General features: G+C 59.6%; 23 protein-coding genes and 1 other RNA gene. 12 read left to right on the top strand and 12 right to left on the bottom strand.

The genetic code is table 11. The features are described 5' to 3' along the window. Positions 1 to 281: 281 nt before the first annotated feature. On the bottom strand, positions 282 to 578 hold the full coding sequence (locus H597_RS34535; protein ID WP_154667886.1) for a hypothetical protein: 297 nt from the start codon (positions 576 to 578) through the stop codon (positions 282 to 284). A gap of 1,475 nt (positions 579 to 2,053) precedes the next feature. Between H597_RS34535 and H597_RS0100840 the strand changes: the two genes are divergently transcribed. Then, on the top strand, positions 2,054 to 2,512 hold the full coding sequence (locus tag H597_RS0100840) for a hypothetical protein (RefSeq protein ID WP_154667885.1): 459 nt from the start codon (positions 2,054 to 2,056) through the stop codon (positions 2,510 to 2,512). Between the two features lie 659 nt (positions 2,513 to 3,171). Here the strand turns inward: H597_RS0100840 and H597_RS0100835 are convergent. The 11 genes from H597_RS0100835 to ompA form a co-directional block, all read right to left on the bottom strand. Beyond that, complete coding sequence (locus H597_RS0100835) at positions 3,172 to 3,405, bottom strand: hypothetical protein (RefSeq protein ID WP_028100452.1); 234 nt, start codon at positions 3,403 to 3,405, stop codon at positions 3,172 to 3,174. 335 nt (positions 3,406 to 3,740) lie between these two features. Further along, positions 3,741 to 5,291 (bottom strand): YfjI family protein, encoded by a 1,551-nt coding sequence (locus tag H597_RS0100830; protein ID WP_051293429.1) that lies wholly within the window; start codon positions 5,289 to 5,291, stop codon positions 3,741 to 3,743. Next, positions 5,284 to 5,709 carry a hypothetical protein gene (locus H597_RS0100825; RefSeq protein WP_028100450.1) on the bottom strand — a complete coding sequence of 142 codons (426 nt, stop codon included), beginning with the start codon at positions 5,707 to 5,709 and terminating at the stop codon, positions 5,284 to 5,286. The genes H597_RS0100830 and H597_RS0100825 overlap by 8 nt, the downstream gene beginning before the upstream one ends. A 94-nt stretch (positions 5,710 to 5,803) precedes the next feature. Continuing rightward, positions 5,804 to 6,016 (bottom strand): helix-turn-helix transcriptional regulator, encoded by a 213-nt coding sequence (locus tag H597_RS0100820; RefSeq protein WP_028100449.1) that lies wholly within the window; start codon positions 6,014 to 6,016, stop codon positions 5,804 to 5,806. Between the two features lie 115 nt (positions 6,017 to 6,131). Then, positions 6,132 to 7,022, bottom strand: a complete 891-nt coding sequence (locus H597_RS0100815) for a hypothetical protein (protein ID WP_028100448.1) — start codon at positions 7,020 to 7,022, stop codon at positions 6,132 to 6,134. Positions 7,023 to 7,345: 323 nt separating this feature from the next. Continuing rightward, positions 7,346 to 8,548, bottom strand: coding sequence for a tyrosine-type recombinase/integrase (locus tag H597_RS0100810; protein WP_028100447.1), 1,203 nt, complete (start codon positions 8,546 to 8,548; stop codon positions 7,346 to 7,348). A gap of 228 nt (positions 8,549 to 8,776) precedes the next feature. Continuing rightward, positions 8,777 to 9,137: a transfer-messenger RNA gene (gene ssrA, locus H597_RS33725) on the bottom strand. A gap of 41 nt (positions 9,138 to 9,178) precedes the next feature. Beyond that, positions 9,179 to 10,153: a hypothetical protein gene (locus tag H597_RS29250; protein WP_051293428.1), complete on the bottom strand. Its 975-nt coding sequence runs from the start codon at positions 10,151 to 10,153 to the stop codon at positions 9,179 to 9,181. Between the two features lie 82 nt (positions 10,154 to 10,235). Then, positions 10,236 to 10,928, bottom strand: coding sequence for an HAD family hydrolase (locus tag H597_RS0100800; RefSeq protein WP_028100446.1), 693 nt, complete (start codon positions 10,926 to 10,928; stop codon positions 10,236 to 10,238). A gap of 45 nt (positions 10,929 to 10,973) precedes the next feature. Next, positions 10,974 to 11,669, bottom strand: a complete 696-nt coding sequence (gene ubiG / locus H597_RS0100795) for a bifunctional 2-polyprenyl-6-hydroxyphenol methylase/3-demethylubiquinol 3-O-methyltransferase UbiG (protein ID WP_028100445.1) — start codon at positions 11,667 to 11,669, stop codon at positions 10,974 to 10,976. An 87-nt stretch (positions 11,670 to 11,756) separates the two neighbouring features. After that, positions 11,757 to 12,482 (bottom strand): outer membrane protein OmpA, encoded by a 726-nt coding sequence (gene ompA, locus H597_RS0100790; RefSeq protein ID WP_028100444.1) that lies wholly within the window; start codon positions 12,480 to 12,482, stop codon positions 11,757 to 11,759. Positions 12,483 to 12,745: 263 nt separating this feature from the next. Between ompA and gyrA the strand changes: the two genes are divergently transcribed. The 11 genes from gyrA (at position 12,746) to rpsA (ending at position 25,265) form a co-directional block, all read left to right on the top strand. Further along, positions 12,746 to 15,367 (top strand): DNA gyrase subunit A, encoded by a 2,622-nt coding sequence (gene gyrA, locus H597_RS0100785; protein WP_035372827.1) that lies wholly within the window; start codon positions 12,746 to 12,748, stop codon positions 15,365 to 15,367. Between the two features lie 85 nt (positions 15,368 to 15,452). Continuing rightward, the gene (locus H597_RS0100780) at positions 15,453 to 15,989 is read left to right on the top strand and encodes a DUF2059 domain-containing protein (protein WP_028100442.1); all 537 of its coding nucleotides are present in this window, start codon (positions 15,453 to 15,455) and stop codon (positions 15,987 to 15,989) included. A gap of 3 nt (positions 15,990 to 15,992) precedes the next feature. Beyond that, complete coding sequence (locus H597_RS29245) at positions 15,993 to 16,499, top strand: DUF2059 domain-containing protein (RefSeq protein ID WP_051293427.1); 507 nt, start codon at positions 15,993 to 15,995, stop codon at positions 16,497 to 16,499. A gap of 13 nt (positions 16,500 to 16,512) precedes the next feature. Further along, positions 16,513 to 17,061: a DUF2059 domain-containing protein gene (locus tag H597_RS0100770; protein ID WP_028100441.1), complete on the top strand. Its 549-nt coding sequence runs from the start codon at positions 16,513 to 16,515 to the stop codon at positions 17,059 to 17,061. A 12-nt stretch (positions 17,062 to 17,073) separates the two neighbouring features. Beyond that, positions 17,074 to 18,156, top strand: coding sequence for a 3-phosphoserine/phosphohydroxythreonine transaminase (serC, locus tag H597_RS0100765; RefSeq protein ID WP_028100440.1), 1,083 nt, complete (start codon positions 17,074 to 17,076; stop codon positions 18,154 to 18,156). A gap of 79 nt (positions 18,157 to 18,235) precedes the next feature. Continuing rightward, a complete protein-coding gene (gene pheA, locus H597_RS0100760) occupies positions 18,236 to 19,309 on the top strand; it encodes a prephenate dehydratase (protein ID WP_028100439.1) in 1,074 nt (357 codons plus the stop codon). 20 nt (positions 19,310 to 19,329) lie between these two features. Then, positions 19,330 to 20,451 (top strand): histidinol-phosphate transaminase, encoded by a 1,122-nt coding sequence (gene hisC, locus H597_RS0100755; RefSeq protein WP_028100438.1) that lies wholly within the window; start codon positions 19,330 to 19,332, stop codon positions 20,449 to 20,451. Continuing rightward, positions 20,444 to 21,391 carry a prephenate dehydrogenase gene (locus tag H597_RS0100750; protein WP_083940926.1) on the top strand — a complete coding sequence of 316 codons (948 nt, stop codon included), beginning with the start codon at positions 20,444 to 20,446 and terminating at the stop codon, positions 21,389 to 21,391. Before hisC ends, H597_RS0100750 begins: the two co-directional genes overlap by 8 nt. Positions 21,392 to 21,400: 9 nt before the next feature. Further along, complete coding sequence (aroA, locus tag H597_RS0100745; RefSeq protein WP_028100436.1) at positions 21,401 to 22,732, top strand: 3-phosphoshikimate 1-carboxyvinyltransferase; 1,332 nt, start codon at positions 21,401 to 21,403, stop codon at positions 22,730 to 22,732. Between the two features lie 124 nt (positions 22,733 to 22,856). Beyond that, on the top strand, positions 22,857 to 23,528 hold the full coding sequence (gene cmk, locus H597_RS0100740; protein ID WP_028100435.1) for a (d)CMP kinase: 672 nt from the start codon (positions 22,857 to 22,859) through the stop codon (positions 23,526 to 23,528). Between the two features lie 60 nt (positions 23,529 to 23,588). Next, positions 23,589 to 25,265, top strand: coding sequence for a 30S ribosomal protein S1 (rpsA, locus tag H597_RS0100735; RefSeq protein WP_028100434.1), 1,677 nt, complete (start codon positions 23,589 to 23,591; stop codon positions 25,263 to 25,265). The last annotated feature ends 5 nt before the right edge of the window (positions 25,266 to 25,270 follow it).

Raw genomic sequence — 25,270 nt, 5'->3', positions numbered from 1 at the left:
CTACTTCCAATAACGTATTCAGTCATCATATGCCACTTAGCTCAACACCGCATCGGTGCCCAGTGCGGAATCATGGATTTTTGTTGGCATGGTCAGCTGCATCCTTGAAAAGTTGGCGTCCGCAGCGCCATGCCCGAGTTTATCAGCGTAGCGTAGCAGGCATGACCAGACGAAATGATTATGTAACAGCTGAAAAGCTATCACTTGCCCTTCTAACTCGAGCTGCATTCGGGGAAATGGCGGGCGAGCGTGCCGCGCTGCTGGCTGGTGTTCCAGCGCCGTTAATTGAGCGAGTCTTCTCGCGTCAAAGTGCAATGACCCGTTTTGAAATTCAGGGAGCTGTCGTTCATTCCGACCGACGGAGCAAGCGGCGCTAATCGCTTTTCTCTTGCGGGAAGCTGAATCACCAGCAGCCAGGCGCGTGCCCAACGCAGCGATGCCGCTCGACTCATCGCGTGTGGCGACGACACGAAACGCTCAAGCGCTTGACTCGAACGGAAGCGAGCATAGGTGCGCTTGCTGTAGGAAGACGCATCAAAGAAGATCATGCGGGCCAGCATATCGTGGGAATTTTTCATTGGCTTGATAATGTCAAACCTCGTGCGGCCTGATAAGCACGCAGACCGATGCCGGCGAACGCCTGCGTGGATGCGTGGTGCACAAGGCCAATCTGAACCTGGCTCGATAAAGACCTGTGCATCAACTCCAAAGTTTCGCCGCTAACAAAGTCCCAAGTGCGGGCCCATCTTCAGGCCGGTGACAACGCTGCGCCGCATAATGGCTGGGAAATCAAACATGTCACGATTAGTGGCGATAAGCGCCTGGAAATGAGCAGCAACGAGGTCACGTACAGCCGCAGTGTGCAGCTTGTGCTGCAATCCAAACTGACAAAAAAGCCCGTTAGAAACGGGCTTGTCGCCAAATCAACTGAGCAAGGGGAAAACGCTACGGCGACAAAGAAAAAGAGGCAAATCAGGGTTCCAGCAGGTCCATTATGGTTCGCCGCAAGTGTTGCAGCGGATCATCAGATTTCCCGATCAGCAAATGCCGGACCTCCATGAAAAATCCTTGAACAAATTCAGCGCTGCGGCGGCCTCGAGGCTTAGCTTGCCACCGTCTTCGTATCTCCATCTCGTACATTGTCCAGATCATGACAAGCCGTTGGCTGCGTCGTAACGCGCCTATTCAACGAAATTGGTCGAAAGATACGACAGCAAGCGTCGCATCGCTTGTTTGTATAGTTGATAGGCATGCTCGCGCTCCGAACCACTGGTCTTAAGCAATTGCGTCGCATGGATTTCCACTTTGAAACGTAAGTGTCGAAGATGTTCGTCCTGAACTTCAACGCGACGGATGCATTCATTAACGTTATTGCTGCTGAGCAAAGTGCTGTTCATATTGGCCCCGTTCGGCATGTATCTCAACTTTAGCCTACGCCGACTTCGACTGCGTAGCAAACAGAAAGTCACACCGTTGGTACGCATGTTGTATTGACGGTTAGTGATCGAAAGGGGGAGACTGGGTGGAGTTTTCGGTACTTTTCCGGGCGATTCCTTGGCTGCAAACTGCAATGAATACACCTATTCCCTGTTGGAGAATGTCATGGACGCCAACCGCCCGAACCATAACATGACGCACCTGGCCGTGGCGGCAATCGACATCGCTGCAAGACAGTCTCGACTTGCCGCAGTCAAGTTTCTATTCGATAGGGGCTGCGCGCCTGAAATGATCGCCCAAATTTTGGCGACATGTACGACGGGACGCTGTTCTGAATCCACACATCCCGCTCGCTGATGGATTGGACAATACAGTGCAATGGATCGCGTCCTTGCCGGGTCCCGGCGCATGCCAGGTCTGGCTACCGGCGGTGCCTTTCATGGCGATGTTTCTTTCAGGGCCACACCTGCCAGGAAATGTCGTCTGAAGGAAAAAGTCCTGATTTTCGTCCGTTCAAGAGGAAGCAAAACGGTTTGTCCGTTGAACGGACAAACCGAGCGCATTTCTTCATCAGCAACTCCGCGTTCCAATTCCACTCACTGAAATAGGGGCGATCATGCAACCACCTCCAAATGTGGATCTGTTCAACAGGTTTTGTCTTGCAGTGTTCAACGAGTTGTATACGGCGTTCCCGGTGCCAGTGAACCTTAAAGTGGCGGCGCTAATTGCTGACGTAACGCCGGAGGAGGCCTCATATGAAATTGCCTTCAACGCACACACACTTGCAGCTGAATCGCTGAAATTCTTGGAATCCGAAGGGTTCTTGACGTCCCAAGGCAGCTACCTGGATCAAAGCGAAATTCTTCAGGTAAGGTTATCGCTAAAGGGGCTAACTGTTCTCGGCATGGTCCCCAATTCGTTGACCCAAAAGAAGTCGGCAATCTCTGGCATTACTGATGTAGTTGCTGGTGGGCTGAAAAAGGCCGCTGCGGAAAAAGTTCAGGATCTGGCGAGCCAAGTGTTTTCCTATGCACTCGTCGCTGCTCCGTCGCTCGTAAACTTGATCGTGCGCTAAAGTAAGGCTTGCTGATCGACGCAAGCACGAAAGACGCGCTGCACCAGCCTCTGTCGATCCTTCGTCGCTTTTGCGCCGAATAGGTTCGCAGTACGCACGCGTGTAGGGGGTGCGAACCTCTGTGCGAACTGCGCCGAAGCCATTCTAGCGTCGACTGGTGTTGGCGCTCATTCACGTCGTTGAAGCTCCGCAGGGGAGGCTTAACTATACGAGAACCAGCATCTAGAAGCTGATGTGACTAATAGCGGCTAAAAGGAATCTGGCTATACTGCTATTTATGGACAAACCGAAGCTCACCCTGGTGCCACCTCCAGCTTGCCTGCCGCTGGACGTTCTACAGTCGCGCACGTGGTGCGATGGTTCCGGCCTGATCGTAAACTCGGAATCGTTTACGCTGGTGGAGGCCAGGGTACGATACTCGCTCAGCTCTCGGGCAACAATTTTATCGCTGGTCGACTCAACCGGCTCGCAAGATACCGCGTAATGTTCGCAGGTAATTGGCTCACTGTAGTGCAACCACTTGAAACCTCATCACCTTGGACGGGCACGAGCTAGGCTAGGCTCGAATGTGCCCATGGGTGCAAAAGTAAGGAAGGGGGGGCAGCATTACGCTTTGCCCCCCTTCTTTCGATCATTGCCTTTAGATATAGAGCTGAAGCCTAGCTAGTCGTCTCCTCGTCGATGACGTTGAAGTCGTCGAGTTCCTGCTGCAAGGCATCGATCAAGAACGGAACGTAGAGTGCCGGCAGTACGACCATCACATCCCCGCCATCTTGCGTACCTTTCTGACGGATCACGACCTGATTCGCATCATTCGTGTACACCGCAGTCGCTGCTACATCTTTAACAACCACCACTCCTACTTCGTCGTTCCACGAGAAATCAGTTTGCATCCTTCTTCTCCATTCTGGCATCACGCCGTAGTGACAGTGGGACCATCCCACTGTCGAATTAATAGTGCGATCAATGAGCATTTAAGACCAGCGCGGTAACAACGAAGTAGCTGCTTTTACCTGACTGCATTTGGCCATCGTGCCGGTACGCACAAAGGTACGCGCACGCGTAAGTCGTGCGTACCCATCTGCGTACCGCTCTGTTGCCCAGATTTCTTTTCGTGGCCAGGTACCATTTTTAGACCGGCAAACCGGCAAAAGACTGCGATTGCCGGTTTTGCCGGTTTTGCCGGGTCTTGATGGTATGGCCCATTATTCGAGTTCGTTGGCAACCGTTATCCTCCGCCCTCGGCCAATATCAAGGGATGGACGAGGTAACTTTCGCTGGGGCGCCCGGCAGCTTTGTGAACTTCCCGACGCAGCCACCCATGTTCGATCAGCACTTCAATGGCCTTTCGCACGCTGTCGTTAGACGCGAGGCCAGTCCAACCCTTCTTGACCACTTCGCGGGGCGTGAATTGTCCGCCGAGCTGCAGTGCTTTGACTTTCTTCAAGAGCAAGTCGGCACCAGTTAGGTCCGACAAAGTCGTTGCTGCATACAGCCGTTCAGCATGGCTGCGAAGGTAGGTACTCCACGCCAAAGCGCGCTCCAACTCCTTGATCCCCACGTACTGGTGGTTTTCCGGTGTATCGATCATTGCAAAGATCAAAGCAAGCGCTGGCACCAACTTGCGATATTTTGCCAAGTGCGATTCCAATGCGGGGGCCACAGCATGACGCAACATGTCCTCTTCAAACTGGACGCGCCATTCGTTGAAGCGCTGCTGTGCCTCCACTGTAAAGCGCCAACCGGCATCGTTCGCGTCTGGAGGTGGTAGATTGACCAGCCGCTGGTAGACCGACCATGCTCGTTTCATTGCAGGTTCATCAGGAATTTCGTCGACATTCAGGAATTCGTCGGATAGGTCAGGCCACACAGCGAGAGCAAATCGCTGAAGAAGGCCGTCGTCCGTGCTTCCTCCAGAGACAGTTCCACGTACATACTCTCGAAGCAGGCCAGGCTGCATACAACCCAGAACAGAGAGGCAAACGCAGTCGATGCGATGCGTTCCTCGGCCAATGCGGTCAAAGGTGTATTCCTTATCTCCATCGTAGGCCTGCAGGTAAAATGCTCGCGCACCTTCTTGCCCCGGTTTATCCATGGCGGTCAGAAGCCCATGCAATTCGTCCCTGTACGACAGCATGCCCCAGGTGCTAACCCGCATCAGCTCGCCAAGTTTCTCGACCGTACTGTCGTTGACGATTAGGCGACGCAACGATGGTTCTGGCGTTGCCTCGCTTTGCTGGAGGAGGGCGCGTGCGGCATCAGGATCTTTGTTGGCCAATTCCTTTGCCGCTTTTTCATTCTCAAGGTGCAACAACGCCGCCATCTTAGCCTCGTCTTGCCAGGTTTTGTACGCAGCTTGCCAGCGTTTGTACTCCGCCTTTTCCAAGTCGCGGAGGGGCTTCAAGGCCGCACTCAAGGCCGGGCTTTTCATGACGCCAGAACGTCCAATGATGAGGCCCCAGAGATTTGGCGTGACGCGCCAGTCGTCACGCTCCTTGGGCTGCATCGTGACACGAGCGCCAATCAGGCTCGACGCAGCAACAATTGCACCTACTGCCACAAAGTCAACTGGGCACTGCATGCGATGGGCAATGTCCAGCACCCAAGGCCGCAAGTTCTCGGGCAGAAGATTTGCGTCGAATCGTGGAACAACCGGTTGCGCTGGCGGCAGTTCGGTCGGGGCGGACCACAATTCGTTTTGGGGGCGAGCGGCGCCGCTCCCTTTGTTCATCCAATGGGCATCGAGCATTGCCCAGCCGCGCAGAAAAGGATTAACCATTGATCTTCTCCAATCCGGCCTGGAATCTATGTGCAGCCAAGGTGAGGCGCGTATAGTCGGCCAATGTCAATGGTTTGTGATCCAACACGATGCGGCAAATCTGAATGATGGTGAGCGCTTCAGCCGACAACGCTGTAAGAACCTGGCGGGCGTCGAAGGGCGCTCGAACTGGCTTGTACGCATATCCGTCCATTGAAATTCTTGGCGGATAGAGGTCTGCGAAGTCCAGGTCGACTGCGTCCAATACATCGCAAGTGGCACAGCCCGCGAAGCAGTGCAGCAGTACGACACCAAGGCCGGTAACGGTGATCGAAAGACTTGGGTTGCTGTCGTTATGCGATGGGCAGCGGGCGACGAATTTGCCGTGGCCGGTTTGCCTAACGCCGTCGAGTTTTTCAAGAAGCGATTCGATGCTCATGGTTCTACCTTTCTTAAGCGAATACACGGTCTTGCGCTCTTCGCCTGCCGCAGCGTGCAGCAAACTTGAATGGCGTCGACTGTGAATAGGGGACTTAAAGGGATTTGATCAGGGCGAGGATGTCTTCGCATCGCCAGACGGTGATTCGGGGGGCGAGCTTAATGGGAGCTGGAAACCGGCCCGATTTCACGCCTTCCCACCAACAGGTCTTTTTTACAGGGATAAGGCCAATAATGGGCGGGGTCGCGTCTGGGTCGCCGATGATTTGCTTCAGACGCATGAAGCCGGTTTCGGGGATCTGGATCATGTGAAGATGCCTCCATCTTGTTAAGGCCGCTGCAGGCCGATGGAGGCATCTTGAACCGTCGCTGTACGCGCTAGTCCGAATTCAGATTTCTATTTCCAGAATTCAGATTGAACTGTTATTTCTCGGTGGACCGGCTTTCGATGGCGTCGTCCATGCCTTCGAGAATCGTTTGTTTGATGGTTTGTTCGCTCACCTTCGCGTCCAGCAAATCGGTCAGCGCTTCGATCTTGCGGGCTGCGCCCGGTGCCTTCCAATCGATCCCCATTTTGTTGCACAAGGCGGCGATCACAGTCTGCATGGTCCGCTTGCTGCGCGTCGTGAGTTCATCGGACGCCGGCGTGAGCGGCTGCTTGCGCAAAGAAGCCTCCAGCGCTTTCAATGCTTCTGGACGAACACCCAGCACCGAGGCATCAGGGAGTGAGCTGGCAGCGGCGTAATCATTCAGTGCATGGCTCTGACCTGGTGGGGAATCCTTGATGGGGTCTTCCAAAGTGAGGAGCTTGCACGCCATCACGCCGTTACGAATGACGAAGGTTCCGTCGCAGTGGTCGGGGGCGATGATGGGATTTCCCGTCAACGCATGGAACAGGCTCACAACATCGAAGGCTTCGCCACCGACCATCGGCAGATCCCACACGCCCGTGATGGTGGTTACCGCCTCGCGGAAAGTCATCCAGCGGTCGTCGCCGAGGTAATGGCTGCACACGATCTTCGGCCTCGGCGAGGGCAATGGGCGGCCATCCTTCACCGGAACGATTACGACGAACACGTCGTCGACCCAGTTCAGATCGTCGATGTAGTTGTGAGCAGCTGTCAGAGCATCGATTTCCTGCTGGGTATAGTGAACGATCTTGCCGGGGCACACCTTGACGGGCTTGAGGAACTTAACGGACAGCGGCAAGCGTTTGTCGAGAATGAGCTGCAGCACATCTTCGATGCTGACGCGGGCCTTGGTGACGGAAGTCAAACGCTCAGCAGTTTGTTCCAGGGACAGCAGTGCATTCAAGTGTAATTGCATCTTCAAATTTCCATTTAATAGATTGATTGAAAAATCTCCGAGTGAACGGAGATAACTGGTTTCTGCATCCTCTAAGGGCACGTACAGTGCGGCAGCAGTCAGAACGCCATCGGCGCTGCTAGTAATCCGCAAAGACGGCACAAGTTGCCCGCTAGGGCACGCTTGAAGCCACTTAAAGTTGAACTAGCCAGGTCATATCAAAAGGAAAAATATTGAAGGAAAGGATAGGGTAATTATCAATTGACTGATCGTCAACTGAAAAATGGACGGCAATGGACAGTGCCGTCCCGGTGCGGCTGACGGCCAAGCGTTTAAGCCGCCTTTCGCTTGCCGTGCAAGGCGTGAACGGCGGCGCTCTGCTCGGACGACAGCAGTTGGATTGCCCACCAAGTGAACAGGGCGATGCGTTGCTCATAACGTTCGCCACGGTCGTACCGGACCGCCGTTTCGGTGTCATGCGCATGGTCAGTCGCCAAGTCGACGACCTGCTTATCCATGCCGTGGTCCTTCGCCAGCGTGGTCAATGAACTGCGCCAGCCATGCGGGCTGTGAATCTCCTTCAGGCCGAGCGTGACGCGATAGAACTTCTCCAGCGCCTCACGCGTAATCGGCGTGCTGGGATTGGAGGGGGACGGGAAGACATACCCCTTGCCGCCAATGGCCCCACGCCAGTCTCGGAGTTCGGCGACAAGCGACGGTGCCAGTGGGATGCGCAAAGCCGGGAAGCGAGCGTCTTTCTTTTTCAATTTGGTGCGCGGAATGGTCCACACGGGCACTTCGCCGTCGAGGTCGAATTCAGCCCACTCTGCCTGTACGACGTTACTGATACGCGCCGCCGTGAAGGCGATCAGGCGGTGGGCCATCTTGACGGATGGCGAGGCGGACGCGGCTTTGGCGGAACGAAGTAGATCGCCGAGTTTAGGCAACTGGAGCAACGCAGACATCAGCTTTTGGTCTTTTTTCCGTGGCAAGATTTCGCGTGCGGTCGTGGCGGGATTGTCCTCGCACAGGCCCTTAGCCTGCGCATAGCGGAACACCCCGTTGACGTGCTGCAAGATGCGCGATGCCGTTTCGAGTGCCCCGCGTTGGCTGATCCGTTCGATGGTCCTTGCGGCCATGGGGCGGGAAATACGCGACACCGGCAGCTCGCCAAGGTGTGGGAAAACGTCGCGTTCCAGGGCGCGGACCGACTTCGTGTAGTGGACGCTGCTCCACTCGCGCTTTTTCATCGCCAGCCACTCTTTGGCGACTTCGCTGAACGTATCGGCACTTGCGCACTGCATGGCAGCTTTGGCCAGCTTTCGCTCGGTCACCGGGTCTTTTCCGAGACGAAGCATCTCTTTGACTTGCCGCGCCTCGGTCCTGGCCGCCAGCAGCGGCACGTCGGAGTAGGCGCCAAATGAAATGGTGCGCTCTTTTCCTGCGAAGCGGTATTTGAGGCGCCAGAGTCCCGTTCCTGCTTCTGACTTGATCAGGTACAGACCATGCCCATCGGTCAGCTTCTTGCCGGGCATCGCTGAATCGAGCCACTTCTTGATTCCAAATCTTTCAGTGCAGCCATCATACCCCCATTGGTCGGTGATGCTTACAGCATGATATTCAGAATACCCCTTGGTATACCCCCATTTCAAGGCGGATTTTGGCGGCCAAACTCGCGTAGGTTGGCGGACAACCAAAGTGACGTCCAAGAATGGAAAACGCCATCACTTGGATGGCGTTTTCGTCTTACTCAAGAGTTCAGTTGGTGGAGACGGCGGGAATCGAACCCGCGTCCGCAAGCACTCCACAGACAGTTCTACATACTTAGCACTGCCATTTAATTTAACCCGGACGACGCGGACGTGCACGCTTCGTACAGGCGATTCACCTTAGATTTAGAGCTACTCGAAGTGAACCCTCGTAGCTCGATCCCTTATAAATGACCCAACTTGGCCTTGCGGCCACCCCCTAAGGGCGAGGAGTTGTCGGGCAGGCGCGATTAAGCAGCCAGTGCGTACGAGTTATCGTTTGCAGTTAGTTTGTTTCTGGGTGTATTTACGAGGTAACCAGCCCTCGGTATGCCCTGCTCTGCTTTGCAACCCACGTCGAAACCAGGTCGTCCCCACAGAAGGAAACTCTATTCTACCTGAATCTTTTCAAAAGCGTCACTCATCCAGTGAGATCAGTGGGCGGGCGTCGTCCGCCAGGCGCTTGGAGTGGATTTCGCCGCCGGCGCCATAACTGAATTCCACCAGGTGGCGGCGCGAAAGCGGGGCACTGGCGGACTTCAGGTCGTGGAAAGTGTCCGCTTCCTTGAAGCCAAGATCGACGGTAAGGCTTTCGAGCTGGTAGGTCTCAACCAGCTGGGTAAGGCGCTCGCGCCGGTTGTTCTGTTCGATGGTGCCGTGGTGCGCCGGTTTTTCGCCTTCGAAATAGCGGATCAGCGATGCCGCCATGACTTCCACATGCGAGCGTGCCGAGGCTTCACCCATCAGGTCCGGCGCATCCGTCTGAACACTGACATTCATCCGTTTGATCAGCAGGAATGTGTCGCGGGCGCCGTCGTTTTCCTCGACGATGCGGTTGACGGACGGCAGGCGGCCCTTGGCCAGGCGCGACTGCGGGTCGCGCGTAATCCCGATGTATTGCACCGTGCTTTCGTACTTCAGGTCGTTTGGGAATCTCTGCAGCAGGTCATGGGCGGAATAGCATTCCGTCAGCGCGCCCCAGTCCAGCGTGATGTACTTGTCGTGCAGGGTAACCAGCGGCTTCTTGAAGGTGGCTTCGAAAGGCACTTCAAGCTCGAGCGTGATGGATTCCCGGCGGTTTTCCGTGCCGACCAGCAGCGGTACGCTTAATTTCAGGCCGAAGAAGCCCCAGCTGGTGCCTTTTTTGATATCGAAACGCAGGCGGGGGCGGGCCACGACGAAGAACAGCAGCTGCTTTTCCATGGTGGCGTCGAGCGCGAACTGCATGCGGCGCTGGTAGCGGCCGATCGGGTCGCGGAAATCGGGCACCAGGGGATCGTTGACCAGCAGGTCATACCAATAGAACCGGCTCTCGGCAACAGAGGCGTTCCAACGCTGCGGGGCGCTGCTGCGCGGTGGCAGCGCGGCCTCGATGTTGTCATCCCCATCCATAAGTTCTCCAACCAATTCTTTTGTAAGTACACTTACTATAGTATAGAAACTTATTGCTGTTGGGCAAGTTGTAACGTTGTTTCTAGGCTGCTAACGGGGTCGGCGATGGTACGGTTGCGCGGATCAGGTCCAGCAGTTCGGCCGGCGAGGCCAGCAGGTGGTCGGCGCCCCATTCGGCCGGTTCAACCGCGCCGCAGTAGCCCCACTGGCAGGCGACGGTGCGCATGCCGGCAGCCTGGCCGGCCTGGATGTCGCGCAGGTCGTCGCCCACATACCAGCATTCTTCCGGCGCCAGGCCCAGACGGGCGGCGGCTTCCAGCAGTGGGGCAGGGTGGGGCTTGGGGTGGGGCGTGGAGTCGCCAGAGACGACGCAGCTTGCCAGCGCCAGGCCGATCTGCGGCACCAGCGGGTCGGTGAAGCGGGCTGGCTTGTTGGTGACGATGCCCCAGCGCAGGCCGGCTGCGGCGATTCCGGCCAGCAGCACGTCGACGCCGTCGAACAGGGTGCTGTGCACCGCCATCGCGGCTTCGTAGTTGCGGAAAAAACCGTCGCGTAATTCCGCAAAGCCTTCATCCTGCGGCTTCAGGCCGAAGGAGACGCCGATCATGCCGCGCGCGCCGTGCGATGCCTGCGGGCGCAGCACGTCGTAGGGCGTGGGTTCCAGTCCGCGCACGGTGCGCAGCAGGTTAATCGCGGCGGCCAGGTCGGGCGCGGTATCGGCCAGGGTGCCATCCAGGTCGAACAGGATGGCGCGCGGGGCTGGGAACATGCTCATTTTTTACTAGGGCTTTCGAGGCAGGCGGCGCGCAGCCGCCTGGCTTCATTCTGGACGGGTGCACGCCACCAGGTAGTTCACGCTGGTGTCGTTATTCAGGGAATAGACCTTGGTGAGCGGATTGTAGCCCATGCCTTTCAAGGCATCCACTTGCAGTCCTGCCGTGCGGATATATTGCGACAGTTCGGCTGGCGTGATGAATTTTTCGTAATCATGCGTGCCCTTGGGCAGCATGCGCAGCAGGTATTCGGCGCCGATCACCGCGAACAGGTAAGCCTTCGGGTTGCGGTTCAGGGTGGAGAAGAAGACATGGCCGCCCGGTTTCACGAGGGCGGCTGCGGCGCGCACGATGGCGCCCGGATCGGGCACGTGTTCCAGCATTTCCATGCAGGTCACGACGTCGTACTGCCCGGCTTCCTGGGCAGCCATCTCCTCGGCGGCGATCAGCTTGTAGCGCACCGGCACGCCCGATTCCAGGCTATGCAAGTCGGCCACTTTCAGGGCTTTTTCGGACAGGTCGATGCCGGTCACCTTGGCGCCTTTGCGGGCCATGGATTCGGACAGGATCCCCCCGCCGCAGCCGATATCGATCACATTCTTGCCGGCCAGCGGGGCGCGGGCATTGATCCATTCCAGGCGCAGCGGATTGATTTCGTGCAGGGGTTTGAATTCGGACGTCGGGTCCCACCAGTGATGGGCCAGTTCGCTGAATTTTTGCAGTTCTAATGGGTCGGCGTTCATAGGGCGGATGATACTGTAAAAAAGTCCACCTTCGCTAAAAAAAAGCCCCGCTCGGGGCGGGGCTGTCATAGCGCTGGGCGCTGGGAATTACTTCTTGGTGCCGACCACTTCGATTTCCACGCGGCGGTTCTTGGCGCGGCCTTCGGCGGTCTTGTTGTCCGCTACTGGCTGCTTCTCGCCTTTGCCTTCGGAGTACACGCGGTTGGCTTCCACGCCTTTGCTGATCAGGTACGCTTTGACAGCGTCAGCGCGGCGCAGCGACAGCTTGTCGTTGTACGCGTCGGTGCCCATGGAGTCGGTGTGGCCGACGCCGATGATCACTTCCAGGTTGATCGAACCCAGTTTGCTTGCCAGTTCATCCAGCTTTTCCTTGGCTTCCGGCTTCAGCACGGCCTTGTCGTAGTCGAAGAAGGCGTCGGCTGCGAAGGAAACCTTCTCGGAGGTTGGCGCCGCAACCGGAGCGACTGGCGCCGGTACAGTAGCAACGGCGACCGGTGCCTGCACTGGTGCTTCTGGTGGTGGCGGAGGCAGCACGCACTTGCCGTCTTTCAGTTCTTCCGGCGCGGTGCAGATTGGCAGGTCGCAGCCGGCCACGGCGTCCGCCGGGGTCCAGGAGGCGGTGCGCCAGCACAGGCCGAACGGGTTGCGGGCGATCACGCCACGGCCGTCCTGCAGGTAGGCGCTCTTGCCGGCGGCAGCCTTGACGTCCTGGGTCACAGGGGCGAATGGCGGTGCGGTTGGCTTGTCTTGTGCTAGCACAGGGCCAGCCAGAACGGAAGACGCTGCGAACAGGGTTGCGAGGATTTTCTTCATATTGGTTTTGTCCTTATTCGGGGGGTAACGCTAGTAAAACAACTAATTCCATTAATTTCTCGGCTATTTTGCCATATTTTGCAAAACCACATCAAAATCCAGGAAAAAGCCAAGTTTCGCGTATCTTACCAAAATGTTGTTAAGCTGCAACGCACGATTCATCGTACGGTGCATTTGTGTCAACCCAATGACTTTCGTCCAGCGGGCTTGACGCCATGCTAAAATCGCAGGCTTGTACGCCTAGACAATACATCGACCCGCCAATGGATCAATTCGCAAAAGAAACAATCCCTATTTCCCTCGAAGAAGAGATGCGCAAGAGCTACCTCGATTACGCCATGAGCGTGATCGTTGGCCGAGCTCTGCCGGACGCTCGCGACGGCCTCAAGCCAGTTCACCGCCGCGTCCTGTTCGGGATGCACGAACTGAACAACGTGTGGAACCGTCCTTACGTGAAGTGCGCCCGCGTCGTGGGTGAGGTCATGGGTAAGTACCACCCGCACGGCGACGCGTCGATTTACGACACGCTGGTGCGCATGGCGCAGGACTTCTCCCTGCGCTATATGCTGGTCGACGGCCAGGGTAACTTCGGTTCCATCGACGGCGACAACGCCGCGGCGATGCGTTATACCGAGTGCCGCCTGGACAAGATTTCGCAGGAACTGCTGGCCGACATCGACAAGGAAACCGTCGATTTCGCGCCCAACTACGACGGCAAGGAGAAAGAGCCTACCGTCCTGCCGACCAAGATCCCGAATCTGCTGATCAACGGCTCCTCCGGTATCGCCGTGGGCATGGCGACGAATATCCCGCCGCACAACCTGACGGAAGTGATCAACGGCGCGTTGCACGTGCTGTCCAACCCGGAGTGCTCGATCGATGAACTGATCGAAATCATCCCGGCGCCGGACTTCCCGACCGGCGGCACCATTTATGGCGTGTCCGGCGTGCGCGATGGCTACCGCACCGGCCGTGGCCGCGTGGTCATGCGCGCCAAGACCCACTTCGAGGAATACGGCAAGGAAGGCGGCCGTACCGCGATCATCGTCGACGAGCTGCCATACCAGGTCAACAAGAAGTCCCTGCTCGAGCGCATCGCCGAGAACGTGCGCGACAAGAAGCTGGAAGGCATTTCCGACATCCGCGACGAGTCCGACAAGTCGGGCATGCGCGTGGTGATCGAGCTGAAACGCGGCGAAGTGCCGGAAGTCGTGCTGAACAACCTGTACAAGCAGACCCAGTTGCAAGACACCTTCGGCATGAATATGGTGGCCCTGGTGGACGGCCAGCCGAAGCTGATGAATCTGAAGGACCTGCTGGCCACCTTCCTGTCGCACCGCCGCGAAGTGGTGACGCGCCGTACCGTGTTCGAACTGCGCAAGGCGCGCGAACGCGGCCACGTGCTGGAAGGCCTGGCAGTGGCGCTGGCCAATATCGACGATTTCATCGCCATCATCAAGGCCGCGCCGACGCCGCCGATCGCCAAGCAGGAACTGATGGCGCGCGGCTGGGATTCCTCCATCGTGCGCGAAATGCTGAAGCGTACCGGCGAAGAAGCCCTGGGCGGCATTGAATCCTTCCGTCCGGAGCACCTGCCGAAGCACTACGGCCTGCAGGCCGATGGCATGTACAAGCTGTCCGACGAACAGGCTGGCGAAATCCTGCAGATGCGTCTGCAGCGCCTGACCGGTCTGGAACAGGACAAGATCGTCAACGAGTATAAGGACGTGATGGCCCTGATCGCCGACCTGCTGGACATCCTGTCCAAGCCGTCGCGCGTGACTGCCATCATTACCGACGAACTGAACGCCTCCAAGCTGGAATTCGGCGACAAGGATCCGCGCCGCTCGAACATCGAGAACAACGCGACCGACCTGGAAACCGAAGACCTGATCACGCCGCAGGACATGGTGGTGACCCTGTCGCATATGGGCTATATGAAGGCCCAGCCGCTGTCCGAATACCGCGCCCAGAAGCGCGGCGGCCGCGGCAAGCAGGCGGCGGCGACCAAGGATGAAGACTGGATCGACCAGCTGTTCATCGCCAACACCCACGATTACATCCTGTGCTTCTCCAACCGCGGCCGCATGTACTGGCTGAAGGTGTGGGAAGTGCCGCAAGGCTCGCGCACTTCGCGCGGCAAGCCGATCGTGAACATGTTCCCGCTGCAGGACAACGAGAAGATCACCGTGGTGCTGCCGCTGTCGGGCGTCAACCGCACCTTCCCGGAAGACCACTACGTCTTCATGTCGACCAGCCTGGGTACGGTGAAGAAGACCCCGCTGAAGGACTTCAGCAACCCGCGTAAGGCCGGCATCATCGCGGTCGACCTGGACGAGGGCGACTTCCTGATCGGCGCCGCGCTGACCGACGGCAAGCACGACGTGATGTTGTTCTCCGACTCCGGCAAGGCGGTGCGCTTCGACGAGAACGATGTGCGCCCGATGGGCCGTACCGCACGCGGCGTGCGCGGCATGAACCTGGAAGAGGGGCAGAACGTGATCGCGCTGCTGGTGGCCGAAAATGAGCAGCAATCGGTGCTGACCGCGACCGAGAACGGCTTCGGCAAGCGCACCCCGATCACCGAGTACACGCGCCACGGCCGCGGCACCAAGGGCATGATTGCGATCCAGACCTCCGAGCGTAACGGCAAGGTGGTGGCGGCGACCCTGGTCAGCGCAACCGACGAGATCATGCTGATCACCACGGGCGGGGTGCTGATCCGGACCCGCGTGTCGGAGATCCGCGAGATGGGCCGCGCCACCCAGGGCGTGACCCTGATCGCGGTGGAGGACGGCACCAAGCTCTCGGGCTTGCAACGCATCCTGGAGGCTGACGCCGACGAGCCGGAAGCAGAGGCTGAAGGCGGCGAAGCAGCCGAATAAGGCTGACCCGCAACGGGCCCCGTCTGAGCGATCAGGCCGGGCCCGTTAGTTTTTAATCGTTCGAAATTCGGAAAGCGAATAAATAATGAGGAAAATCGCCTTAGCGCTGCTGGCCAGCTTCGCCTTCGCCCATGGGGCCTTTGCCGCCGATGCCGTTCCGGCCGGGGCCAATGCCGCCGCCGTACGCGAGCTGTTGGATGCCATGAATTACCGTACCATGTGGCAGGCGTCGATCGACCAGATGGCCAAGGCTCTGCCGGGCATGATCCGTGAGCAGACGGCCGCCGCATTGAATGCCGATAGCGCCATCACGGATGCCCAGCGCAAGGAGCGGCTGCAGCAGATGGAAGCGGAATTGCCGAAAATGGCTGACGTGCTGCGCGGCGTCCTCGGCGACCCGGGCCTGGTGGCTGAAATGGAAACGGAAATGATCGCGCTGTATTCGCGCCATTTCACGGCCGACGAGCTGAAACAGATCGCGGCCTATTACCGCACCCCGGTCGGCGCCAAGAGCATGCAGGTGATGCCGCAGCTGATGGCCGAGTCGATGGCGATCAGCCAGCGCCTGACCACGCCGCGCATTCGCAAGGCCATGGAACAGTTCCGCAAGGACAAGGAGTAAGCATTGAAGAAGACCGTTTTTGCCGCCGTCGCCCTGGCCAGCGCTGCGCTCGCCCATGCGGCGCCGCCAAGCGAGGCTGCGATTCGCGAGTTGATGGACGCGACCAATGCGCGCGCCAATATGACGGCTTCGGTGCAGAACCTGTCAAAGGCGCTGCCGCAGATCCTGCGCATGCGGGCGGAGGCGGCCGCGCGTAACAATCCCAAGCTGACCGACGAGCAGCGCAAGGCGGAGCTGGCCAATGCCGAGCGCCGCATGCCGGCCCTGACCGCGGCGATGCAAAAGGATTTCAACGATCCGAAGCTGGTGGATGAGCTGTACAACCAGATGGTGCCGCTCTACGCGCGCCACTTCACGGACGACGACATCAAGGCGCTGACGGCCTTCTACCGCAGCCCGACCGGCAAGAAGTCGCTGCAGGTCATGCCGATGCTGATGGGCGAAAGCGCCCAGGCAGCGCAGAAACTGATGCAGGAACATGCGAAACGTATCATCGAATCGACGAAATAAGACGGACAAGTAAATGAAGAAATTTGCAGTATCGCTGGTCGTTGCGCTGGCGTTTGCCGCCGGCGCCCAAGCAGCGGAAAAGCCAGCCGTTCCGGCATCGAGCCCGGCGACCGTCGCCGCGGTCAACAAGCTGCTCACCTCCATGAATTTTCGCGCGCTGTTGGGACAAACCATGCAGGCCAGCATGGGGCAGATGCAGCCCATGATGGAGCGTTCCGTGGCGGCCGCGATCAACGCAAACCCCGAACTGGACGCCGGGCAGAAGGAGGAGGCGCTGGCACTGGCCAAGTCCAGGTTGCCGGAAGTGAGCGGCAAGCTGCAGGCCATGTTTACCGATCCGGCCATGCTCGACGACATCCAGGCGGCCACGGTGCAGGTGTATGCGCGCAATTACACGGTGGCTGAGATCGAGCAACTGTCTGCGTTCTATCGCACGCCGCTCGGCAAGAAACTGCTCGCGCGCACGCCGGCTGTTGCCGCCGAGTCGTCGGCCGCTATCCAGGAGGTCATGATGCCGAGGCTGGAGAAGGTGATGCAGGAAATTATGAGTTCTTTCAAATAAAAGGATAGCAACGTGGCGAACATCTACAATTTCTCCGCCGGTCCGGCCGTGCTTCCAAAGGAAGTGCTGCAGCAGGCGGCCGCTGAAATGCTGGACTGGCATGGCAGCGGCATGTCGGTCATGGAGATGAGCCACCGCGGTCCCGAATTCATTTCGATCTACCGCGCGGCGGAGCGCGACCTGCGCGAGCTGCTGGCCGTGCCGGACAATTACAGGATCCTGTTCATGCAGGGCGGCGGCCTGTCGCAGAATGCCGTGCTGCCGATGAACCTGTGCGGCGGCGCGGACAGCACGATCGACTTCGTGCAGACCGGTTCCTGGTCCGGCAAGTCGATCAAGGAAGCGGGCCGCTACGCCCATGTCAACGTGGCCGCATCGTCCCATGCGACCGGTTTCGACCGCGTGCCGGTGCAGGAAGAGTGGAAGCTGACGCCCGGCGCGTCCTACCTGCACATCTGCACCAACGAAACCATCGACGGCGTGGAGTTCAACTTCGTGCCGACCGTGCAGGGCGACACGCCCATTGTGGCGGACATGTCGTCCCATATCCTGTCGCGCCCCGTCGATGTGAGCAAATACGGCGTCATCTTCGGCGGCGCGCAAAAGAATATCGGCCCGGCCGGCGTGACCGTGGTCGTCGTGCGCGACGACCTGATCGGCAAGGCGCTGCCGTTCTGCCCGTCCGCCTTCGATTTCAAGAACGTGGCGGACAACGAATCGATGTACAACACGCCGCCCACCTACGGCATCTATATCGCCGGCCTGGTGTTCCAGTGGCTGAAAGCGCAGGGCGGGGTGGCCGCCATGGAAAAGCGTAATATTGAGAAAGCCGGGCTGCTTTACCAGGCGCTCGACGCCGACGACTTCTACCAGAATCGCGTCGGCAAGGAATATCGCTCGCGCATGAATATCCCGTTCTACCTGCGCGACGAATCGAAGAATGAAGCATTCCTGGCCGGCGCTAAAGCGCGCGGGCTATTGCAGCTGAAGGGCCACAAGTCCGTCGGTGGTATGCGGGCATCGATCTATAACGCGATGCCGATCGAGGGCGTGCAAGCGCTGGTTGACTACCTCAACGAATTTGCCGGACGCTAGAACCGGAAAACCGGTGTCTGACCCATCGTGTTCAGGCGCCGATCCGCCGGATTTGGCGGCATAGAGTGAACGCAAACTAATGACAGATAAACTGAAACCCTTGCGCGAGCGGATCGATTCGATCGACGCGCAGATCCTGGCGCTGCTGAGCGAGCGCGCCAAAGTGGCGCAGGAAGTGGGGCACGTCAAGGCCGAGACCAACGCGCCCGTGTTCCGTCCGGAGCGCGAAGCGCAGGTGCTGCGCGGCGTGGCCGACCGCAATCCCGGCCCGCTGGCCGCACGCGAAGTGCAGACCATCTTCCGCGAAATCATGTCGGCATGCCGCGCGCTCGAGCGCCGCGTCACCGTGGCCTACCTCGGCCCGGCCGGCACCTTCAGCGAGCAGGCCGTGTACGCCCAGTTCGGCACAGCCGTGGAAGGCTTGCCTTGCGCCTCGATCGACGAGGTGTTCCGCGCCGCCGAAGCCGGTACCGCCGATTTCGGCGTGGTGCCGGTCGAGAATTCCTCGGAAGGCGCGGTGAACCGCACGCTGGACCTGATGCTGGCCACGCCTTGCCTGATCTCGGGCGAGATCGCCATTGCCGTCCACCATAGCCTGATGACCAAGACCGGCAGCATGGACGGGGTGCAGGTGATCTGCGCCCACTCGCAGGCGCTGGCCCAATGCCAGGTGTGGCTGAACCTGAACTACCCGCATATCGAGCGGCGCGCGGTGGCCTCGAATGCCGAGGCGGCGCGCATGGCCGGCGACGATGCGGGCATCGCGGCCATCGCCAGCGAGCACGCCGGAGCGCAGTACGGCCTGGGCGTGGTCAAAGCCCACATCCAGGACGACCCTCACAACCGCACCCGCTTCGTGGTGATCGGCAGCCTGCAGACCAACCCGTCGGGGCGCGACCATACTTCGATGGTGCTGGCGGTGCCGAACAAGGCCGGCGCGGTGTACCAGCTGCTCGCGCCCCTGGCCAAGCACGGCGTGTCGATGACGCGCTTTGAATCGCGCCCGGCGCGCATCGGCACCTGGGAATATTATTTCTATGTAGACGTCGAAGGGCACGTGCACGACCCGTCCGTGACCAAGGCATTGGCCGAACTCAAGGACAATGCCGCCTTCTTTAAAGTGCTGGGATCCTACCCGACCAGCCTCACCTGACTTTTTAAGAGATTAGATCCATGTCCAAGAATTACGGTCCTGAATACGTTCGCGCAATCGCCCCTTACCAGGCTGGCAAGCCTATCTCCGAAGTGGCGCGCGAATTCGGCCTGAAAGAAGAATCGATCGTCAAGCTGGCATCGAACGAGAACCCGTTCGGCGTGCCGGAGTCGGCGCAGAAGGCCATGGTTGCCGCCGCCGCGGAACTGGGCCGCTATCCTGACGCCAACGCCTTCGACCTGAAGATGGCGCTGTCCAAGCGCTACGACGTGCCGATGGACTGGATCACCCTGGGCAACGGCTCCAACGACATCCTGGAAATCGCGGCGCACGCCTTCGTCGAGCGCGGCCAGTCCGTGGTGTACTCGCAGTACTCCTTCGCCGTCTACGCGCTGGCGACCCAGGGCATCGGCGCGCGCCACATCGTGGTGCCGGCCAAGAACCACGGCCACGACCTGGACGCCATGGCCGCGGCCATTGAGGCGGACACCAAGCTGGTCTTCCTCGCCAATCCGAACAACCCGACCGGCACTTTCGTGACCGGCGCCGAGATCGAAGCCTTCCTGCAGAAGGTGCCGGCCAACGTTGTGGTGGTGCTGGACGAGGCCTACAACGAATTCCTGAAGAAGGAAGACCAGTACGAATCCGCCGCCTGGGTCAAGAAATACCCGAACCTGCTGGTGTCGCGCACCTTCTCCAAGGCCTACGGCCTGGCCGGCCTGCGCGTGGGCTTCGCCCTGGCGCAGCCGGAGGTGACCGACCTGATGAACCGTATCCGCCAGCCGTTCAACGTCAACTCGCTGGCGCAGGCCGCCGCGATCGCCGCGCTGAACGACAAGGAATTCCTGGACAAGTCGGCCGCCAACAACACCGCCGGCTACGAGCAGTTCGTGGAAGCGTTCAAGGACATGGGCCTGGAATACGTGCCTTCCTACGGCAACTTCGTGCTGGTGCGCGTGGGTGCCGACGACGCGGCCGGTTCGCGCATCAACCTGGCGCTGCTGAAGCAGGGCGTGATCGTGCGCCCGGTGGGCAACTACGGCCTGCCACAGTGGCTGCGTATCTCCATCGGCCTGCCGCAGGAAAATGCGGTGCTGATTACTGCGCTGCGCAAGGCGCTGGCGGAGGACCGTGCTGAATAAGGTCGTCATCTTTGGCGTCGGCCTGATCGGCGGCTCGTTTGCACGGGCGCTGAAGCAGGCTGGCGCTGCACGGCATATTGTTGGTGTGGATCGCTCGGAGGCTTTTCTGGCCCGGGCGCTCGAGCTGGGTATCGTCGACTCGGCCGCCCAAACCGGTAACCCGGTGTCCGACCCTGCGGGTCAGACACCGCTTTGCCGGTTTGACGAAGCAATCGCCGGCGCCGACCTGATCCTGCTGGCAGCCCCCGTTGCGCAAACCGCCCGCATCCTGCAATCGATCCTGCCGCACCTCGGCGCGGGCACCATCGTCACCGACGCCGGCAGCACCAAAGCCGACGTCGTCGCGGCAGCGCGCCTGGTCCTGGGCCACAAGATAAGCCAGTTCGTGCCCGGCCACCCGATCGCCGGCCGTGAGAGCAACGGCCCCGACGCCGCCATCGTCGACCTGTACCAAGGCAAGAAAAGCGTCCTCACGCCGCTGCCGGAAAACGCCCCGGCCGCCATCGAGCGCGTGGCAAATGCCTGGAGAGCCTGCGGCGCCATCATTCACACCCTGACCCCGGAAGAACACGATAAAGTCTTCGCCGCCGTCAGCCACCTTCCACACCTGCTGGCCTACGCGCTGGTGGACGACATCGAACGCAAGCCCCACTCGGATTTGCTGTTCCAATACGCTGCCAGCGGCTTCCGCGACTTCACCCGCATCGCCGGCAGCTCGCCTGAAATGTGGCGCGACATCAGCCTCGCCAACCAGGCCGCACTCCTGACCGAGCTGGATGCCTATCTGGCACAATTAACCCGTTTGCGCGCCAGCCTCGCCGCTGGCGACGCCGCCGCCCTTGAAGCCACCTATGCCAACGCCCAGCGCGCGCGGCGGCAATGGATCGAGACCATCGAGGCGGCAGAACCGCCGCAGCCCAAAGACGCGGCGGCAGAATAAGGAACACGCATGACTGACTATCCGCATCACCTCGACCTGCTGCCAGTTGCCCACGCTGAGGGCGTGGTGCGCCTGCCGGGGTCGAAATCCATCTCCAACCGCATCCTGCTGCTGGCCGCGCTGGCCGACGGCGACACCCGTGTGGTCGACCTGCTGGCTTCCGACGACACGGCCGTGATGCTGGCGGCCTTGCGCTCGCTGGGCGTGAACTGGACCGAACAGCGCGAAGGCAACAGCACCGTGCACGGGGTGCAGGGCGTGAAGGGCAGCTGGCCGCAGCGCAGCGCCGACCTGTTCATGGGCAATGCCGGCACCGCAATCCGCCCGCTGACCGCGGCCCTGGCCGTGATCGGCGGCGATTACAAGGTGCACGGCGTACCGCGCATGCACGAGCGCCCGATCGGCGACCTGGTGGACGCGCTCAACGCGGCCGGCGCCGACATCGAATACACCATGGCCAAGGGCTACCCGCCGCTGCATATCCGCAGCGGCGAGTTCAAAGCGCAGCGCCTGTCGGTGCGCGGCGATGTGTCGAGCCAGTTCCTGACCGCGCTGCTGATGGTGGCGCCGTTGATGGCGCGCCAGCACGCCGTGACCATCGACGTCGAGGGCGAGCTGATTTCCAAGCCGTATATCGAGATCACCCTGAACCTGATGCGCCGCTTCGGCGCCGTGGTGGAGCAGGATGGCTGGGCGTCGTTCACCATTCCGGCCGGCCAGGTGTACCAAAGCCCGGGCACTATCCACGTCGAGGGGGACGCTTCCAGCGCTTCCTACTTCCTGGCCGCCGGCGCCATCGGCCGCGGGCCGGTGCGGGTGCAGGGCGTGGGCCGCGAATCGATCCAGGGCGATGTGCGCTTTGCGCATGCGCTGGAGCGGATGGGGGCCACCATCACCATGGGCGACAACTGGATCGAAGCCAGCGCGCCAGGGCCGCTCAAGGCGGTCGACATGGACTTCAACCATATTCCCGACGCGGCGATGACCATTGCCGTGGCGGCGCTGTATGCCGAGGGCACGACCACCCTGCGCAATATCGCCTCCTGGCGCGTCAAGGAAACCGACCGCCTGGCCGCCATGGCCACCGAATTGCGCAAGCTGGGCGCCAGGGTGGAGGAGGGGCCGGACTGGCTGTCCGTGACGCCGCCAGCCAGGCTGCTGCCGGCCACCATCGACACCTATGACGACCACCGCATGGCCATGTGCTTCTCGCTGGCCGCGCTGGATGGTTGCATCCGCAAGGGCGCCAAAGTCCGGATCAATGATCCAAAATGCGTCGCCAAGACCTTCCCCGAGTATTTCACCGCGTTTGCGTCCGTCGCAAAGCGTGGTAGCGTTTAACTTTTAGCCAAAACCGGTAGGGCGGTGTCTGACCCGCAGGGTCGGACACCGATCTGCTGCAGCTGCGGGCAAGCGTCGGACCCTGCGGGTCTGACACTGCTTTGCCGGTTTAATCATTAAACTTATGCCAACATCGAACATCCCAGTCATCACCATCGACGGCCCGACCGCCAGCGGCAAGGGCACCGTAGCCCACAAGGTCGCGGACAAGCTTGGCTTCCACCTGCTCGACTCGGGCGCCCTGTACCGCCTGACCGCCTTGCAGGCCCTGCGCCGCGGCAGCAACCTGAACGACGAGCACACCCTGGCCAAGCTGGCCGAACACCTGCACATCAGTTTCACGGGCGAGGCCATCTTCCTGTCGCAGGAAAACGTCACCGACGCCATCCGCCAGGAGGAAGTTGGCAATACGGCATCGAAAATCGCCGCTTTCCCGGCCGTGCGCCAGGCCTTGTACGCGCTGCAACTGGCCTTCCGCAAGGCGCCCGGCCTGGTGGCCGACGGCCGCGACATGGGCTCGGTGATCTTCCCGCACGCCCCGCTCAAGGTGTTTTTGACCGCTTCCGTCGAAGCGCGCGCCGATCGCCGCTATAAGCAATTGATCGGAAAGGGAATTTCTGCTAGTATGCAAGACCTGCTGATGGATTTGAAAGCGCGCGACGACCGGGATATGAACCGGGCCATTGCGCCGCTGGCGCCGGCAGAGGGTGCGTACCTCCTCGATACGTCTGCCATGAACGCTGATGAAGCGGCTGAGCAGGTGTTGAAGTGGTGGGCCGCATCCATTAAACATTAACCCTCAACCCAGTTGAAGCCGCATAGTGCGGGCCTTACTGGCTAACCTGGAAATAAATAAATGGAAAGTTTTGCAGCCCTCTTCGAAGAGTCCCTGTCGCGTCAAGACATGCGCTCTGGCGAAGTGATCTCCGCTGAAGTCGTGCGTCTGGACCACAACTTTGTGATCGTCAACGCCGGCCTGAAATCGGAAGCTTTCATTCCTGTTGAAGAATTCAAGAATGACCAAGGCGAACTGGAAGTCAAAGTAGGCGACTTCGTTTCCGTGGCCATCGAATCGCTGGAAAATGGTTTCGGCGATACCATCCTGTCGCGTGACAAGGCCAAGCGCCTGGCATCGTGGCTGGCACTGGAAAAAGCAATGGAGTCCGGCGAGATCGTCGTTGGTACCGTCAATGGCAAAGTCAAGGGCGGCCTGACCGTACTGACCAACGGCATCCGTGCTTTCCTGCCAGGTTCGCTGGTAGACACCCGTCCAGTTAAAGACACCACCCCATTCGAAGGCAAGACCCTCGAATTCAAGGTTATCAAACTGGACCGCAAGCGTAACAACGTGGTTCTGTCCCGCCGCGCCGTCATCGAAGCTTCGATGGGCGAAGAGCGTCAGAAGCTGATGGAAACCCTGAAAGAAGGCACCGTGGTGACCGGCGTCGTCAAGAACATCACCGACTACGGTGCGTTCGTTGACCTGGGCGGCATCGACGGCCTGCTGCACATCACCGACCTGGCATGGCGTCGTGTGCGTCACCCATCGGAAGTGCTGACCGTTGGTCAAGAGATCACCGCCAAGGTCCTGAAGTACGATCAAGAGAAGAACCGTGTGTCCCTGGGCGTGAAGCAACTGGGCGACGATCCTTGGACCGGTCTGTCCCGTCGTTACCCACAAGGCACCCGCCTGTTCGGTAAAGTCACCAACCTGACCGACTACGGTGCGTTCGTTGAAGTTGAACAAGGCATCGAAGGCCTGGTTCACGTGTCCGAAATGGACTGGACCAACAAGAACGTGGCGCCAAACAAAGTTGTCCAACTGGGCGACGAAGTTGAAGTCATGGTCCTGGAAATCGACGAAGAGCGTCGTCGTATCTCCCTGGGCATGAAGCAGTGCAAGGCCAATCCTTGGGACGACTTCGGCATGAGCCACAAGAAGGGCGACAAGGTCAAGGGCGCAATCAAGTCGATCACCGACTTCGGCGTGTTCATCGGCCTGCCAGGCAACATCGACGGCCTGGTGCACCTGTCCGACCTGTCCTGGACCGAGACCGGCGAAGAAGCCGTGCGCAAGTTCAAGAAAGGTGACGAACTGGAAGCCGTGGTTCTGGCAATCGACGTTGAGCGCGAGCGCGTTTCCCTGGGCGTTAAGCAACTGGAAGGCGATCCATTCAACAACTTCGCAGCCATGAACGACAAGGGCTCCCTGGTCACCGGTACCGTTAAATCGGTTGAGCCAAAAGGCGCCGTGATCCAGCTGTCCGAAGAAGTTGAAGGCTACCTGCGCGCTTCCGAAATCTCCCGCGACCGCGTGGAAGATGCCGGCACCCACCTGAAGGTTGGTGATTCCGTGGAAGCCCTGGTGATCAACATCGATCGCAAGGCACGTTCGATCCAGCTGTCGATCAAAGCTAAAGACAACGCAGAAACTGCTGAAGTGATGCAGAAGATGGCCGCTGACTCCAGCGCCGCTTCCGGCACCACCAGCCTGGGCGCGCTGCTGAAGGCCAAGTTCGACAACAAGAACTAATCTAC

The sequence above is a fragment of the Pseudoduganella violaceinigra DSM 15887 genome, from assembly GCF_000425385.1.
GTDB classification, from domain to species: domain Bacteria; phylum Pseudomonadota; class Gammaproteobacteria; order Burkholderiales; family Burkholderiaceae_D; genus Rugamonas; species Rugamonas violaceinigra.
This window is presented reverse-complemented; position numbering and strand designations above follow the sequence as displayed.

Excerpts from the sequence above, each read along its gene's own strand:
- H597_RS0100770 (WP_028100441.1), top strand. The coding sequence starts at position 16,513 with ATGAAGAAATTTGCAGTATCGCTGGTCGTTGCGCTGGCGTTTGCCGCC.
- H597_RS0100825 (WP_028100450.1), bottom strand. The coding sequence starts at position 5,709 with ATGAGCATCGAATCGCTTCTTGAAAAACTCGACGGCGTTAGGCAAACC.
- H597_RS34535 (WP_154667886.1), bottom strand. The coding sequence starts at position 578 with ATGAAAAATTCCCACGATATGCTGGCCCGCATGATCTTCTTTGATGCG.
- H597_RS29250 (WP_051293428.1), bottom strand. The coding sequence starts at position 10,153 with ATGGATGGGGATGACAACATCGAGGCCGCGCTGCCACCGCGCAGCAGC.
- pheA (WP_028100439.1), top strand. The coding sequence starts at position 18,236 with ATGACAGATAAACTGAAACCCTTGCGCGAGCGGATCGATTCGATCGAC.
- rpsA (WP_028100434.1), top strand. The coding sequence starts at position 23,589 with ATGGAAAGTTTTGCAGCCCTCTTCGAAGAGTCCCTGTCGCGTCAAGAC.
- ubiG (WP_028100445.1), bottom strand. The coding sequence starts at position 11,669 with ATGAACGCCGACCCATTAGAACTGCAAAAATTCAGCGAACTGGCCCAT.
- H597_RS0100780 (WP_028100442.1), top strand. The coding sequence starts at position 15,453 with ATGAGGAAAATCGCCTTAGCGCTGCTGGCCAGCTTCGCCTTCGCCCAT.
- H597_RS0100800 (WP_028100446.1), bottom strand. The coding sequence starts at position 10,928 with ATGAGCATGTTCCCAGCCCCGCGCGCCATCCTGTTCGACCTGGATGGC.
- H597_RS0100835 (WP_028100452.1), bottom strand. The coding sequence starts at position 3,405 with ATGCAAACTGATTTCTCGTGGAACGACGAAGTAGGAGTGGTGGTTGTT.
- H597_RS0100840 (WP_154667885.1), top strand. The coding sequence starts at position 2,054 with ATGCAACCACCTCCAAATGTGGATCTGTTCAACAGGTTTTGTCTTGCA.
- gyrA (WP_035372827.1), top strand. The coding sequence starts at position 12,746 with ATGGATCAATTCGCAAAAGAAACAATCCCTATTTCCCTCGAAGAAGAG.
- H597_RS0100830 (WP_051293429.1), bottom strand. The coding sequence starts at position 5,291 with ATGGTTAATCCTTTTCTGCGCGGCTGGGCAATGCTCGATGCCCATTGG.
- ompA (WP_028100444.1), bottom strand. The coding sequence starts at position 12,482 with ATGAAGAAAATCCTCGCAACCCTGTTCGCAGCGTCTTCCGTTCTGGCT.
- cmk (WP_028100435.1), top strand. The coding sequence starts at position 22,857 with ATGCCAACATCGAACATCCCAGTCATCACCATCGACGGCCCGACCGCC.
- hisC (WP_028100438.1), top strand. The coding sequence starts at position 19,330 with ATGTCCAAGAATTACGGTCCTGAATACGTTCGCGCAATCGCCCCTTAC.
- aroA (WP_028100436.1), top strand. The coding sequence starts at position 21,401 with ATGACTGACTATCCGCATCACCTCGACCTGCTGCCAGTTGCCCACGCT.
- H597_RS0100810 (WP_028100447.1), bottom strand. The coding sequence starts at position 8,548 with ATGCCCGGCAAGAAGCTGACCGATGGGCATGGTCTGTACCTGATCAAG.
- H597_RS0100820 (WP_028100449.1), bottom strand. The coding sequence starts at position 6,016 with ATGATCCAGATCCCCGAAACCGGCTTCATGCGTCTGAAGCAAATCATC.